The 14,602-nt window shown below is 48.7% G+C and carries 10 protein-coding genes and 1 tRNA gene; 6 read left to right on the top strand and 5 right to left on the bottom strand.

Features of this window, described 5'->3' with window-relative positions; translation table 11 throughout:
• Window positions 1-14 precede the first annotated feature (14 nt).
• The 4 genes from HQM15_06715 (at window position 15) to leuD (ending at window position 3,015) form a co-directional block, all read left to right on the top strand.
• Window positions 15-434 (top strand): clan AA aspartic protease, encoded by a 420-nt coding sequence (locus HQM15_06715; protein MBF0492455.1) that lies wholly within the window; start codon window positions 15-17, stop codon window positions 432-434.
• 29 nt (window positions 435-463) lie between these two features.
• The gene (gene leuC / locus HQM15_06710) at window positions 464-1,861 is read left to right on the top strand and encodes a 3-isopropylmalate dehydratase large subunit (GenBank protein MBF0492454.1); all 1,398 of its coding nucleotides are present in this window, start codon (window positions 464-466) and stop codon (window positions 1,859-1,861) included.
• 112 nt (window positions 1,862-1,973) lie between these two features.
• A complete protein-coding gene (locus HQM15_06705) occupies window positions 1,974-2,327 on the top strand; it encodes a four helix bundle protein (protein ID MBF0492453.1) in 354 nt (117 codons plus the stop codon).
• Between the two features lie 64 nt (window positions 2,328-2,391).
• Window positions 2,392-3,015 carry a 3-isopropylmalate dehydratase small subunit gene (gene leuD, locus HQM15_06700; protein MBF0492452.1) on the top strand — a complete coding sequence of 208 codons (624 nt, stop codon included), beginning with the start codon at window positions 2,392-2,394 and terminating at the stop codon, window positions 3,013-3,015.
• Here the strand turns inward: leuD and HQM15_06695 are convergent.
• Complete coding sequence (locus tag HQM15_06695) at window positions 2,978-6,022, bottom strand: hypothetical protein (GenBank protein MBF0492451.1); 3,045 nt, start codon at window positions 6,020-6,022, stop codon at window positions 2,978-2,980. The two genes, leuD and HQM15_06695, sit on opposite strands and share 38 nt — an antisense overlap.
• Window positions 6,023-6,083: 61 nt before the next feature.
• Window positions 6,084-7,277 (bottom strand): hypothetical protein, encoded by a 1,194-nt coding sequence (locus HQM15_06690; protein ID MBF0492450.1) that lies wholly within the window; start codon window positions 7,275-7,277, stop codon window positions 6,084-6,086.
• A gap of 173 nt (window positions 7,278-7,450) precedes the next feature.
• On the opposite strand from HQM15_06690, the gene HQM15_06685 reads away from it, so the two are divergent.
• A complete protein-coding gene (locus HQM15_06685; GenBank protein MBF0492449.1) occupies window positions 7,451-9,367 on the top strand; it encodes a hypothetical protein in 1,917 nt (638 codons plus the stop codon).
• A gap of 457 nt (window positions 9,368-9,824) precedes the next feature.
• Window positions 9,825-11,333 (top strand): hypothetical protein, encoded by a 1,509-nt coding sequence (locus tag HQM15_06680; protein ID MBF0492448.1) that lies wholly within the window; start codon window positions 9,825-9,827, stop codon window positions 11,331-11,333.
• Window positions 11,334-11,336: 3 nt separating this feature from the next.
• Here the strand turns inward: HQM15_06680 and der are convergent, their stop codons facing one another.
• From der to HQM15_06665, 3 genes are all read right to left on the bottom strand, one after another.
• Complete coding sequence (gene der, locus HQM15_06675; GenBank protein MBF0492447.1) at window positions 11,337-12,704, bottom strand: ribosome biogenesis GTPase Der; 1,368 nt, start codon at window positions 12,702-12,704, stop codon at window positions 11,337-11,339.
• A 79-nt stretch (window positions 12,705-12,783) separates the two neighbouring features.
• Window positions 12,784-12,857 (bottom strand) — tRNA-Met (locus HQM15_06670).
• A 71-nt stretch (window positions 12,858-12,928) separates the two neighbouring features.
• Window positions 12,929-14,566 carry a VCBS repeat-containing protein gene (locus HQM15_06665; GenBank protein ID MBF0492446.1) on the bottom strand — a complete coding sequence of 546 codons (1,638 nt, stop codon included), beginning with the start codon at window positions 14,564-14,566 and terminating at the stop codon, window positions 12,929-12,931.
• Window positions 14,567-14,602 lie beyond the last annotated feature (36 nt).

Raw genomic sequence — 14,602 nt, 5'->3', positions numbered from 1 at the left:
AGGAGGACAATTTTATGGGCTTAGTTTATGCGGAGATAGAATTAGTAAGACACGACGATAAGGTGTTGATCAAAAAAGGCTTGGTGCCTTATTCGCAACCCAGAAGTATGAAAATAAAAGCTTTAGTGGATAGTGGAGCCTTAATGCTGGCTATCAATGAAGAAATTCAAGGGCAGTTAAAGTTTGATCTGGTAGATAAGCAAATTGCAACTTTCGCGGATGGATCTCAGAAAGAACTTGATATTGTAGGTCCGGTAGAAATCAAATTTGAAAATCGAAGAACTATTGCAGATGCTTTTGTTCTACCAGGCAATAATGAGATCCTTTTGGGCGCTATTCCCATGGAAGGATTAGATGTGTTGGTTGATCCTCATCATCAAAAATTAATTGTTAATCCTGAAGCGCCTTATATTCCGAAACGGTCTATGAAATGAACCTGGGAAATGAACTGGAGTTTGAATTTATGCCCCAAACGCTCTTCGATAAAATCTGGGAAAAACACGTTGTAAAGACCTTACCCGAAGGAGACACCCTCCTCTACATCGATCGCCACCTCGTGCACGAAGTGACCAGCCCGCAAGCCTTTGAGGGGCTTCGTCTCAGTGGGCGAAAAGTCCGTCGACCCGAGCTGACCTTTGCCACCCTGGATCACAACGTCCCCACCGTAGATCGATTCCACATTAAAGACGAAATTGCCAAGGCCCAAATTGATGCCCTCACCCAAAATTGCAAAGAATTTGGCATCACTCTTTTTGATTTGAAGAGTGACAATCAGGGGGTGGTGCACATCATTGGTCCGGAATTGGGCATCACCTTACCCGGAACCACCATTGTTTGCGGAGACAGCCATACCGCCACCCACGGGGCTTTCGGGGCCCTGGCCTTTGGAATTGGAACCTCCGAAGTGGAACACGTGCTGGCCACTCAGACCTTGCGTCAACGTCGCCCTAAAAATTACAAGGTGGAATTCAAGGGTAAATTGGGAAAAGGCGTGACGGCCAAAGACATGATTTTAAAATTGATTGGCCTCATCGGAACTGCCGGTGGAACCGGTTTTGTTTTGGAATATTGTGGCAACACCCTTCGTAATCTCTCGATGGAAGCCCGCATGACGATTTGCAATATGTCCATTGAAGCGGGGGCCCGCGCGGGTTTGATAGCACCCGATGAAATGACGATAGACTACATCTCTTCAGAAAATCGCAAATACGCTCCCCAAGGAAAGGCCTTGGATGAAGCGATTGAATATTGGAAGACGTTAAAATCGGATGAAGAAGCTGTTTTCGATAAAACCCTTACGATTGATGCCAGCACGATTGCCCCTCAAGTGACCTGGGGAACTTCTCCAGGCATGGTGATCGATATCAGTCAGCCTATCCCCGCAACCGACAAAGTCCCAGGACTTTCTCAAAAAGATGCAGAGCTCGCATTGGAGTATATGGGACTTCGAGCCGGTCAAAGGTTGACGGATGTGAATGTGGATGTCGTCTTCATCGGCAGCTGCACCAACGGTCGTATTGAGGATTTACGCGCGGCAGCCCAAGTGCTGCGCGGTAAAAAAGTTTCTTCCCATGTGCAAGCCCTCATTGTCCCTGGCTCACAGAAGGTCAAGAAACAAGCCGAAGCCGAAGGTCTGGACAAAATATTTTCTGCAGCGGGCGCGGAGTGGAGAGAATCAGGCTGCAGTATGTGCTTGGCCATGAATCCCGATCAACTCAAACCCGGCCAACGCGCCGCGGCCACGAGCAATCGAAATTTTGAAGGCAGACAAGGAAAAGGGGGGCGCACTCATTTGGTTAGCCCGCAAATGGCCGCGGCTGCTGCTGTTGCGGGGCGGTTTGTGGATATTAGGGAAGTGTAAACTGGTAGACTGGTAGACTGGTAAACTCGTAAACTGGTATTGGCTGTTAACAGCCCAATCCAAAAACCAGTTTACAAGTTTACGAATCTATGAATCTACAATATAAAAAAATATGTGGGTTAAAAATTTTTGGGAATTGGATTGTTGGAAAGAAGCTCGAATCCTTACTAATCGGATTTATGGCATAAATTTTTCCAGAGATTTTGGACTACAAGATCAAATTAGACGATCTTCTTTGTCGATTATGGCAAATATTGCGGAAGGATTTGGCAGGCAATCTAATTTGGAATTTATTCGATTTCTGGATATAGCGCGAGCCTCTTCCGCAGAGACACAAAGCCATTTATTCATCAGTTACGATTTGAAATATATCGATGAAAATAAATTAAATGAACTAATTAGCCAATGTCAAAAAACAGCAAAAATAATTACAGGTTTGATAAAAAAACTCAGAGAAAAAAAGTAAGCTAATGGTCCACTGTTAATTTTTTACCAGTCTACCAGTTTACCAGTTTACCAGTTTACAACCCATGCAATCTTTCACCACACACACCGGAAAAATCGCCGTCATCAACCGCGCCAACATTGATACCGATCAAATTATTGCCAAACAGTTTCTAAAATCCATCAAGCGTACAGGCTATGGAGAAAGTTTATTTTTCGACTGGCGTTATCTTCCGGATGGCAGAGACAATCCCACTTTTGAATTGAATAGACCCCGTTTTAGGAATTCTACAATTTTGGTGGCAGGAAACAATTTTGGTTGTGGCTCTTCGCGTGAACATGCGGTGTGGGCCGTTGTGCAATATGGATTCAAGGTGGTGATTGCCCCCAGACAAGGCGATATTCCGGCCTTTGCCGACATCTTCTATAATAACAGCAGCAAAAATGGCCTGCTCTGCATTCCTTTGAGTGAAAAGGAAGTGGCAGAAATCGTGAAGGCGGTGGAAGGCGAAGAGGGCCTGGAAGCCAGTGTGGATCTGGAAAATCAGAAGATTAAACTTCATTCAAAAGCAGCCGAAAAAATTTTTTCTTTCCAGATCGACCCTGCTGTAAAAACCCACCTGCTGCGAGGCCTGGACGACATTGGTCTAAGCCTACAGCACGAAGCCGACCTCACAAGGTTTGAGCAGAGCCATTCAATTTTCCTCTGAGAACTCCCCAGCAGAATAACCCCAGCAGCATCAACCAACAGGATAGATCTAGCCTTCCGGAAGTACCGGCGTTTAAAGCGCAACCTCCCCCTTGAGGAGTACCTTCCTGCGTAGAAGGAGGACTGGGATTTACATCACTGGTGTTGCCACCTGGAACAACAGGAGGGGGGCTGATTTCAGGGCAATCTGCGGGACAAGTGGCAGGGGTTTCTGTGGCCGCACACACCCCATCTCCACAAGATCCACCGGAAACAGAAGAAGACGGAGGGGATGCAGGGGGTGAGAGGCAATCGGCCGCACAAGTGTCATGGGTTTCCGTCCCATTGCAAATTCCGTCCCCGCAACGAGGAGCAGGTGGGGGACAATCTGCAGGGCAAGTAAGCGTCGTTTCACCGCCATTACAAATTCTATCACCGCAAATGGGAATCACAGGACAATCGATCGCACAGGAAGCAGAAGTCTCTGTCCCATTACAAATTCCATCTCCGCAACGAGGAGCAGGTGGCGCACAATCCACAGGACAGGTTGTTGCGGTTTCACTGCCATTGCAGACTCCATCGCCACAGCTCACCGTCGTAGCAGCCGTTAAAGTTACTTCTACAACATTGGTAGAGACACTGAGGAGGGTTCCCAAATAAGCCCTCACACGATAACAATAGGGATGACCATACACCAAACTCTCTGTATCCATCACGGTCAGATAAACCCCTGCAAGCGTGCGTTGTTCGGGAGAACTAGGGAAAGGGGTTTCGATATAAGCGCTATCCCCCAGGGCAGAACAAGTACTAGCGGCAGGCTCTTCGGCCCTCTCCACCACAAATCCCTCTTCGTTGTTAGAATCGTCTTTAAAAGAAAGGCTCACACGTAATTCACTCCCTACTTGAGACGCACTCAGATTGGCTGGGGCATGGAGTGTAGGCGATACTGGGCCACAATCTGCGGGACAAGTCGCAACGGTTTCTGATCCCTCACAAATTCCATCCCCGCAAACAGGGGTTGGCAGGCCACAATCGGACGGACAAGTTCTGGGGGTTTCGCTTCCATTGCAGATTCCGTCACCACAACGAGGAGCCGGGGGGCCACAATCTGCAGGACAGGTATCGGGGGTTTCCGTTCCATTACAAATTCCATCCCCACAACTCACCACTACATCAGCCGTCAGGGTCACCGCCACAACATTGCTGGGAACACTGAGCGTTACTCCCAAATAAGCCCTCACGCGATAGCAATAGGTATGATTGTACGCCAAAGCCTCCACATCGCTTTGAGTAAGGTATACCCCACTCAAGACACGTTCTTCGGCAGAGTCGGGAACAAGGCGTTGGGCATAAGCAGCATCGCCCAAATCGAGGCAAGTGCCGCCAGCAGGCTGTTCGGCCCGCTCCACCACAAAACCCTCTTCATTGGTGGAATTGTCTTTGAAAGAAAGATTCACGCGCAACTCATGACTCACCTGAGAGGCACTCAAGGCCGTGGGGGGATCGAGCGTCACTACTCGTGGAGTGCAATCCGCAGGACAAGTGAGAGGGGTTTCCGATCCCTCGCAAATTCCATCGCCGCAAACAGGCGTTGGTGGCCCACAATCGGCCGGACAAGTCCTTGGGGTTTCGCTTCCATTGCAAACACCATCTCCGCAATAAGGCAAAGGAGGAAGAATCAGAGGACAATCCATCGGGCAAGAAAGGGCTGTTTCCGTTCCATTGCAAACACCGTCTCCACAACGCGGAAACATTCCAGGGTTTATGGTAATGGTTCCAAAATCAATGGGAGTGAGGCCGGGAAGCACATTGCTGGTGTCGTGATTAGACAGGCGCAGATTGTGGACAAACTCCGAGGTGCCATCCGCTGTGGTGGTTTGAGTGGCGGTAATCCAATCTCCTGTCGCCACCGTAATGGCATCATGACTGCGAAGTGTGGTAGAAAAACTTCCACTGGTATCCGCAACTGCCCCCCACACAAGCAAAGCCCCTTGTCCGTAGGGGATGCCCGGAGACGGAGTGGCTCTAAAAAATTGAAGGAGGGCATTGGGGCGCACGCTACTGGAACTCAGCGTCCAGGCAGTGGGGCTGTCGGTGCTATCGGGACTCGCATGCAGGGCAAACACAGGGATGCCATGCTGAGGATAATAATCGTGGGAAGTTCCATTGGGTGGGAAATTATCCGTGTTAAAATCCGATTCCACATCTCCCAGGATGTTGATGCCATAGCCCTGGTTGAGTTCGATCTGATTGCCAAAAAAATAATTTTGATAAATCTCGCGACCAATCAGGTTAATGCCTCCCGCTCCTTCATTAAAAGAAATATCGCGACCATTAAACTTGATGACATTGGCATCTGCCGGGTTTAAGCCGCCAACCGTGTTGTTTCGTGCCCCCGTATCCAGCAAAACCCCCGGGCCTTTATTGCCCGCATCGGTGCTCAAAGCACCCGAACGCACGCCAATAAAATTGCCCTGAATTTGGTTGTTTTGCCCACTGATCAGAATCCCCGCACCCCGATTTTCAACCAGGGTATTGTTGCGCACGATGTTGCCGCTCGACTCGAGACAAACCCCATTGCGCGCATTCTGGATGACAACATTAAACAAATGTAAATTTCCGTGAGAGACAATTGCGCAACCTTCGTGGATATTTGTCCCCACAGGCAAGTCACTGCCATCAATCACTATAGGATCGGTATCAGTAGGGCCCACAATTTCCACTGTTCCCTGGCAATCGGCAGGAATATCCAGAGGGCCGGCACTCAGATGAATAGTTCTCATTCCCCTTCCCGCCACAATAGAGTCAAAGCTCAAAGAATCGGTCCCTGCAATCACACAGGCACTTCGAATCCTCTCTCGCAGAGAATGCGCCGGATACCGCCCCGCAGAATTGAGCGGGCCATCCTGATTGTTAAGCACCCGACAATCCGCCTCTGCAGGACTGGAACCCAGATGACACTCCGCCTGGGCGAAAGTGGATAATCCAAAAATCAAAAAAAAGAAAAAGAGGAAGAATGTTTTTTTCATAATTAGAGCCCATCTCTCATTCGTAAATATTACGCACTAAAAAAATACACTCATCGAGCAATCAGTGCGAAGTCCCATCCACCCTTACGACAAAATCCCAGCTCTGTGGAAAATGCTGCCCCGCATCTGCGGCTAGTACAAAAACAGGCATTTGCAGATGACCCACAGCCCTGGTCACAATGCCATCACAAACGGCATCGTGGCTACGGTTGTAGTCCACACCGGTAATGTAGCCAGTACTTTCAGAGTCATACCGAACATGAACCCTCATCTGAAAACCAAAGTTATGGGCAAGGCTTGTAAAGGCTGGATCTGCTCTCACTCCTCTGCCCATCGAACTGGAAATAAAGCCCCCCACCATCTCTTGCGAGTTTTGTCTGAAACTCCAGTTCGATACATTAAAAGGTTGGACAATATCACCGCTTGTCCATGGGCCGGTTGAAGCACTGACAACAGGTGCCCCCCCTCCTCCTGCATCCCAAACTGTAAGTGGCGCCGTAGGGCCTTGCTCTGCTAGTTCTCTGCCTGTTCCTGGGCTAAAGGCAGCTCCTCCGGGAGTTCTAAAAGTTGGGGGATCTACCCGATTCCTTCGGGCAAACAGACTCTCAGTTGATGAGGAGACAGCGTCCTCCATCGTTTGCACCCCTGCATCCCCCGCATCAGGACAATCGCCCGAAAGATCACAGGGGTGAATATTCCCAAAACCACGATTCACACTTGCATCCACCACCGGAACCACAAGGCCCGCATCCGCTACCGGTGCTGCCATATTCGGAGTCCCTATCATCTCATCCGAAAATGCCCTTGCGTTTGCACAACAAATATATTCCGGATGCCCTTGGCACAGGGCTGAGGTATGCATACGACCGACTACGCCTTGGACATTGGCCTGAAAGGTTGAAAACAAAGAGTCCAATGTAGCTGCCAGACTGTGAAAATCTCTCCAAGCCGATCGAAAGGGATTGAAATCTTCGCTAGTGACAAGGGGATGATCGATGCCATAAGGCCCCATGTAGCGCCCCAGGTAGCTGAGGACGGTTCCGAAACCCCGCAAGGCTTGAGGGTTTTGCCTCAATAGATCCAAATTGGGATTACCGTCCCCGGGGGCTGGGCTCCTTATTCCCACCGCCTGTTGCCAGGATCTATAATGTTGGGCAGTAACAGTCTGTGGGAGACTTGGGCCGGCAATCTCCCTCCAGGCATCAAAGCATTGGGATTGAATATCTCTTAACTGCAATCTTAAAAGAGAAATCACGGGAGGCTCCTTATAAAGTTAGGTTAAGGTTCGACGTCTACAAGGCTTATCGGCAAATCCTCAAAAAAGTTGCTAACTAATTTTTTTTTCACTTTTTTAGCAACTATTTTGAAATAGGGTCGATAAGTAAACTGTGATTCAAATTTCGCCATAAGATCATAAGGAGACCCCCCATGTTTTATCGATTGCGTTTACAACAAACTCCCCCTGCTGGTTCTGTCACTCGTCGTGGGCCTTTTGCCCTCACTATTGAAGGCACTCTGGGTCGGGCCACCGAAGCCACTACGGCAACAAATTATCCCGAACTTGATTCTTATATCGTGGCCGGCGGAGGAGTTCGAGCAGGCATGCTGCTAAACCCTGCAAGTCCACACTTCCGATTCCTTGCACAAGTGCGCGCCGCCCTGAACCACACACAAGGAAACCCTCTTACTGCACCGACAGCCATGACTGCGTTTGATTTTGGAGCCTGTCTTGCTGCGCAGTATCAAAGCTCTCAGCAAGCCTCTGTGGCATTTGTGGCTCAGGCAGAGGGTTGTGCAGGCGGCACTTACGTAAACGGAACCGCAACCAATGACCCTCTCACCGATGCCATCATTAGGAATGCGGGCCTGGGTTATCATGTTCAAGCAAGCGTGGGTGCAGGGGCGCGTTGGGGTGATTTCACCCTTCTTGTAGGGCCGTTGTGGAGAAGGGTTTTTGCCAATGGAGTGGCCGCTGCAGCAAACGGAGCCAGCGGAGATTTTGAACTGAATAATCCTACTGGTGTTTTTGACAACTGGGTCGCCTCACTCACTTGGTCACCCAGCACCCGATCGGCCCCAACCACAAGACCCAGTGCGGATGCGCTCTGTGCTGGGGCTAGCACTGCCTATGTGAGTGATGCTGCCATTACCGGCTTTGCCGCACAAAATTCAACCCTCAGGGCTGAAATTGAAAGCCTGCTGGATCAGGCTGTTCCCTATAGCAACGATACCCAAACTCGAAGGCAGATATTGGAGGCAGTGGCTTTGCTGGAAAATCCTCATTCTAATAATGCTGCAGAAGAAGCGCCCCATCTAGCTCTAAGAACCCGCTGGGTTTCTAACTACTTACCCGATGGTATTCCAACTGTTTCAACAGATAATTTAGGCACGCTTCCTTCCGATGAGCGCGCAACGAATTATACGAGTCAAGTTCAGCAGGTTTGCAGAAATCGCGAAAGAATTTACATGCGCCTGCAGGATGAACACGATCGACTCACTGCCCTGCAAGGTCGGCTTGCAGAAGCAGCCATGAGAAATATGCTAGCCAGATTGCATGCCCCCAGACCTTCAATACGTGTTGAAATTTCTGAGGAGACCCTTGTCAACATAAGTACAGTGCAAAATGTCATGCAGTTTGCGAGTAACCGAGGTGGACGCCAGGATTACACCGATTTTACGGCCTTACTCGGGACGTTAAGAAGTGATACAGCTTACACAACCATGACCCCTACACAACGCCTTGCTTTATTACAGCAACGCTTGCTAGGTTCCAGATTTAGCCATCCTTCAAGGCCGGCCAATATGTTTATCCCTTCAAGAGTGGGGCGTAGCGTAACGATTCCCTTACTGACCGTGCTACCACATATAACCGAATATTTCAGAGACGTAATTGCCTCGGGTTCAAGAATCGCGATTGATGCCCATACCGACGAAAGTGGTAGGGGAAATCTTGCTACTAGAATGCGAACCAACTTTGATCTTGCCGGATATCGTGGACACATCATCGTAGCCTTACTCTCTTTCGCTACCAATACTCCAGCAGAGAACTATATCCCGCATAGTTCTGGGCAAACTCGTCCATTGATAGGAAGTGCACCCGGGACAGCGAGAATACTTAATCGTCGTTTTGAAATCACCACCTGTGTGGCAGGAAGTACCGCTGAACGCTGTAGCCCCAATTTTACGCCTTCTACAGCTGAAGTGCCAGCAGTAAGACCATCTCAACCTCAACAACAACAACAACAACAACAACAGCTGTCACTACCACAAGCACCGACACCGCCAACGGCACCAACAACGACACCAACAACGACACCAGCGCCACCAACGCCTCAAGAGCACTAAAGGCTCATCCCGGAAGCGAGTGGGTAAATTTGAGGTATTTAAGGGCAGGAAATGCGTGCGAGTAGTGGATAGGAAGAGAATTGAGTAGGATGAAGAACTTGTATCACAATTAAAAATTAGAAATAGGCAGCAAGGATATTCCCCTCTCCCCCAAGGGGCATAGGTATCTACACAAGTCAGCAAGATACTAATTTTGTTACTCTTGCTGATCCCTCCCCTTAAGCTAAGGGGAGGTTAGGAGGGGTTATGAAAGATTTTGCAAATTAGAGAAGCCCTGAATTTTGCAAGGTTTTCCATAACTCCCCCAACCCCCTCTTAGCTTAAGAGGGGGAAATATGAAAAGATGTGTAGATACCTATGCCTCAAGGGGGAGGGGAATAAATGAGTGAACAGTTAAAGTATATTATTTTACCCACTCGATAGCGTGAAGGACCTTTTTTAAGATTGGAAGCATTTTATGGTTACCCTAAGAACTCTCGATGCTACAGAACGAAGCCTGATGGATCCAGCCTCAAATGTTCGGGCCGTAGAAGCGGCGCTTCGTTTGCGTGATACCCAAACGAACCCCGGCGGCCCGTTTACTTTACCCGCCTGGCCCGCACAGGGACTTAATTTGAGGGTATTCACAGGGGCTAACCGTCAAGGAGTAGACATTTTTGAAAATCATCAAGAGGCGTTCCAACATGCCGTACAGAACCTGGATCCTAGTCTAGTTACCATAGCTAGCAGGAACACAGGAGACGATCTTCTAAATACCTATGGAGGAAATACTGGCTTACAAATTCGTGTCGCTCCAGGTTCACCACTCGCCAACCGTTTAGAATCATTTGTGGGCAATTCGAGAGCCTTACGGTTTTTTGCTGATAATGTTGATGCAAATCACGATGGGATTTTAACCAACGAGGAACTTGAGCATTACCAACAGTTAGATACAGGAGAAACCGTACAATCTGCGAGCTATCGAGCCCGCGCAGAGGCCGTACGAAATGCCAGGACCGTGTTCCCCTCTCTGCTGCTTTTTGTTCGTTATTCAAATACCGATATAAATGTTATTGGTGGGAACCAACCTGTAATTCATCCCCTGGTCTCCAGCGTCAACACCTGGAGAGACAGAGCCCTCGGGGCAGTGATAGGCGCTTTGGTGACGGTGGGGTTAGGAACACTGGTGGGGGTGAGGCTGGCTAGAAGAGCAGCTGAGGCTACCCGAAGAGAGGGAATAGAAGCAGGGGAACAAAACGTACTGACGTCTATTCCACTAGATCCTAGTGCCTCCATAACTGATCCTGCAGTGGGTAATCGTGTGGGGCCTCTTTTACGGGCAGCGGAAACTAGGGGTAGAACTGCCGCTAGGAATGAGATGTGTGCTTGTTTTCCAGACGATCCTCGTACCCAAATGATTCGTGATACTGCACTGACTGACCTTGTCACTGCGCGTGAAGGGGCAAGGGAAGTAGATGGATACAATAGAGCAAGAAATGAAAATGTAACAGCTGCAGCAGAGAATTTAGCAATGCAGCATTTAGTGGAAAGGAGAAATGAGATAGAAGGCATGCTATCAAGGGCAGTTTCCACTGATGTCCCTGCCCTCCAGGGAGAACTCGACTATATTAGAGGTGAGCTGCAAAGATTGGGAGTAACGGAGCCAGCAAACTTTACTGATGAAACGAGGGCTGGCCGACGGGCCTTAGAGGAAGCCGCACCTACAGGACAGGTTACCCCGCCAACAACGCCAATGACCCGGCCTGCAACAAATACAGGCATGCCCAGCGGATTATCTCCTTTACCAGGACCATCACGAGCCCCTGCTTTCTCTCCGCCGGCGCGGCCCCGTGTTGCGACTGAGTCCGCAGGAGCTGCTGGAGCACTTCGAAGTCTGGCTAGACCAATGCAGGCACGCCCAGGAGCCCAAACAGTGATGGGAGCACCTTCTTCTGGTGAGATTCCTACTGATCGTACTCATCGATAAAGACTATCTATGAAACTGCTTCTTTCGACGGGGCTTAAAAGTAAACTTGAGCGGAGTTCCTAGAAAGGAAAACTGGTTGCGGATGCCGCGCAATAAATAGCGCTTGTAAGATTCCGGAACCAGTTTGGGATGATTGGCCAAAATCACAAAATGCGGCGGGCGGATTCCTATTTGGGTCATGTAAAACAAATTGAGGCTTCTTCCAGAAACCATAGGCGGCGGATGCTTTTGTAGCAAGTCTTGCAGCAGTTCGTTGATTTCGGAGGTAGAAAGTTTTTTAGACGATTCTTGATAGACCCTTTGAATCAAGGGGTAGATTTTGGAAAGCCCAGTCCCCTTTTTAGCACTGATTTTTTGAAGGGGATAATTTTCGGTAAATCCAAAACGATCCAAAATCTCTTTTTGAAACTTCGCCCAATCTTCTCCTGGCACCAAATCCCATTTATTCACCAAAATCAGCATCGGCCTGAAACGGCTCGTAATCATCTGCAGCACTTTGGCATCTTGGGTGGTCATCACGTCGGTAGCATCCAAAAGCAACAAGGCCACATCACAATGCGCCACTTGTTCCAGCGTCTTCAGCACCGACACTTTTTCTATTTTGCCCTCGCTGTGCGATTTTTTGCGGATGCCCGCTGTATCCACGAACTGGTAAACACAACCCTCTTCTTCCACTTCAATATCCAGGGGATCTCGTGTGGTGCCGGGCACATCGTGCACCACCGCGCGCGGAGCGCCATACAAGGTATTCAATAAAGTGGATTTCCCGACATTGGGCCTGCCCAGCAAGGCCACTTTTATTCGGGGCTGTGGGTTTTCACCCTCTCCCCTAGCTCCCGTGCCCGAGATCTGCGACTCTCCCGTCGAGGGAGAGGGGCTTAAGAATTTCTTGGCCGCCACAAGCACCTCCGACACGCGCCTTCCATGTTCGGACGAAATGGGAAACACCTCCGAAAAACCCAAGGCATAAAAATCACTTAAGTCATTTTCTTGTGAGGCATTGTCAATTTTATTCACCACTAAAAAAGTTTTCTTGGAAACTTTTCGAAGTTTTTTAGCCACTTCATAATCTTCATTCGTGAGTGCGCTCTTGCCATCCACCACCCATAAAATAAGGTCCGCCTCGCGGATACCTTCTTCCACCTGCTTACGCATCTGCTCCAGCAGCGAGGTGGCAGGGTTCAGATCATAGCCACCCGTGTCAATCACCTCAAAGCGCGAGCCATCCCAATCGCAGATTCCATAATGCCGATCGCGAGTCACCCCCGGCAGATCATAAACAATGGCTTCTTTTTTTCCGATGAGCCGATTAAAAAAGGTAGATTTTCCGACGTTGGGTCGACCGACAATGGCAATTTTGGGGAGTGGCATAAATGTTCTCTTAAATTAAAAATGGCTTATAACCGTGACGCAATAATTGAACTGCGCAGTAGATTATAAGCCATTTTTATGGCGGTGCAGGGAATCGAACCCCGGACACAACGGATATGAGCCGTTTGCTCTAACCAACTGAGCTACACCGCCAGTGTCTGCTTCCATAAAAACATTTCTGTAAGCAGAGTCCATTTTATTCCCTCTCCTTACGAAGGAGAGGGTTAGGGTGAGGTCTCCACATCATAAACCGCTAACACGGATGGATACCGCTTAAACGATGCGGCGAACCCCCTATCACGTAACCAGAAAAGTGCAAGGATTTGTCTTGGGCCCTTTTCAGCGCTGTAGGGAATCAGATCCAGGATGGCTCCATCCACTTTTTTGCTGTTCCATTGTTCTCTCAAACCCATGCTGCTGTTTTTAAGCTTTACCAGCCAGCTATTCTTAAAAATGGGACGGGTGCCCACAATGTTCTTTAAAAACGTATCATTTTTGGCCACCAACACCTCCAGTTCCCCTGCCCTGTTCGTCCAGGCGATGGGATCCAGATTAAAGAAGGTATTATTTTCTTCCTCCTGATTGAGGACATTTTTAACCGGCTGCTGGATATAATTTGCAGATCCTCCGTAGCTTTCCGAACTGCTCCAATTCTTTTCAAAATGACCAGATTGACTACTATAAGTTTTGAGAGTTCCAGAAGGAGTCAAATAGATCAAATCCGGATTTTGCTTTTCGCCACTCACACCCTGCACACCGTACAAGCCTAAATCTCCCGGGATATTCCAATCGCCATCTTCCTGAATCTTGCCATCTTGAAATTTCAACTTCTTGAGTTTGTGCCGCGCCTGCTCTTTGCCATAAAATACCTCTCCCAAGAGCAGGGGGCCGCCTTGATAAGTAATGGATTTCAACAACCAGGGAATTTTATCGGCCAACACTTGAAACTCACCATTCGCCTTGTATTTTAAAATCAGCGAAGAGGCCTGGCCATAGCTGACATTCGAAATTAAGATTTCCGCCCGCCCATCTCCATCTAGATCTTGGGCGTACACCCGTACAAATTGATCGGAATTTTTGGCATCATACTTTGCAAGCAACTTCAGGGTTTGATTGGCGAACGCATACACATACACATGATTCAAATCGATAAACACCAGGGCTGGATTGGGGTCGCCTTGAAAATTCGCCACGGCTATTCCCCTGGCCTCGAAATTTAAACGCTCGCTCATCCATTTATAATCGGGAAATTCAATAAAATTTGAGTTCTGAGCCTTTGCAGTCTCGGTCACAGGCGGCTTTCTCGTCAGGGGAGACATCAGCACCGTGGCCGTTTTCTTTTTGGAAACAATTTGAGTGAGAGGCGGTAAGGCGGGGTTTGGCAATACGACTGCTGCAGCCGAGGTATTCGAGCCAATGACCGCATAATCTTTTTTTAAAGATTCGCTAATTTTGGCCGCGTGTTTTTTTAAGACGGGCAAAAGTTGATCCGCATTCTCGGCCTGATCGCTAAAGGTTTTGGGAGCAGTCTGGCCACCGATAAATAAACGGGAATTGATCTGAATAGGCGCTCCAGCCTTCAGAAGAGATCCCGTTAATAGCGCCTCCACTTTTTGAGTCTGCAGGACTTTTCGATAACCTGCTTTTTGAATCTCTTTTTCCGAAACGGAAACAGTTTTTACCTGTTTAATCCCCGCTTCGATGAATGCAGCCTGCAAGGCCTCTTGCACCAAGGGTTTGAGATAATCGAGTTTTTCATTGCTCATCAATTCATAGTCCCCTATCCCCACACTTTGGGCTTTTACTTCATAAGAAAAGAGTAAAATGAAAACTAAAAATGAAAGATAAAATATTTTTTTCATAGAGGGTTGAGCTAGCATTCGAATTTTGGGGTGGCA

The organism is Deltaproteobacteria bacterium, assembly GCA_015233135.1.
Classification (GTDB): domain Bacteria; phylum UBA10199; class UBA10199; order JADFYH01; family JADFYH01; genus JADFYH01.
This window is presented reverse-complemented; position numbering and strand designations above follow the sequence as displayed.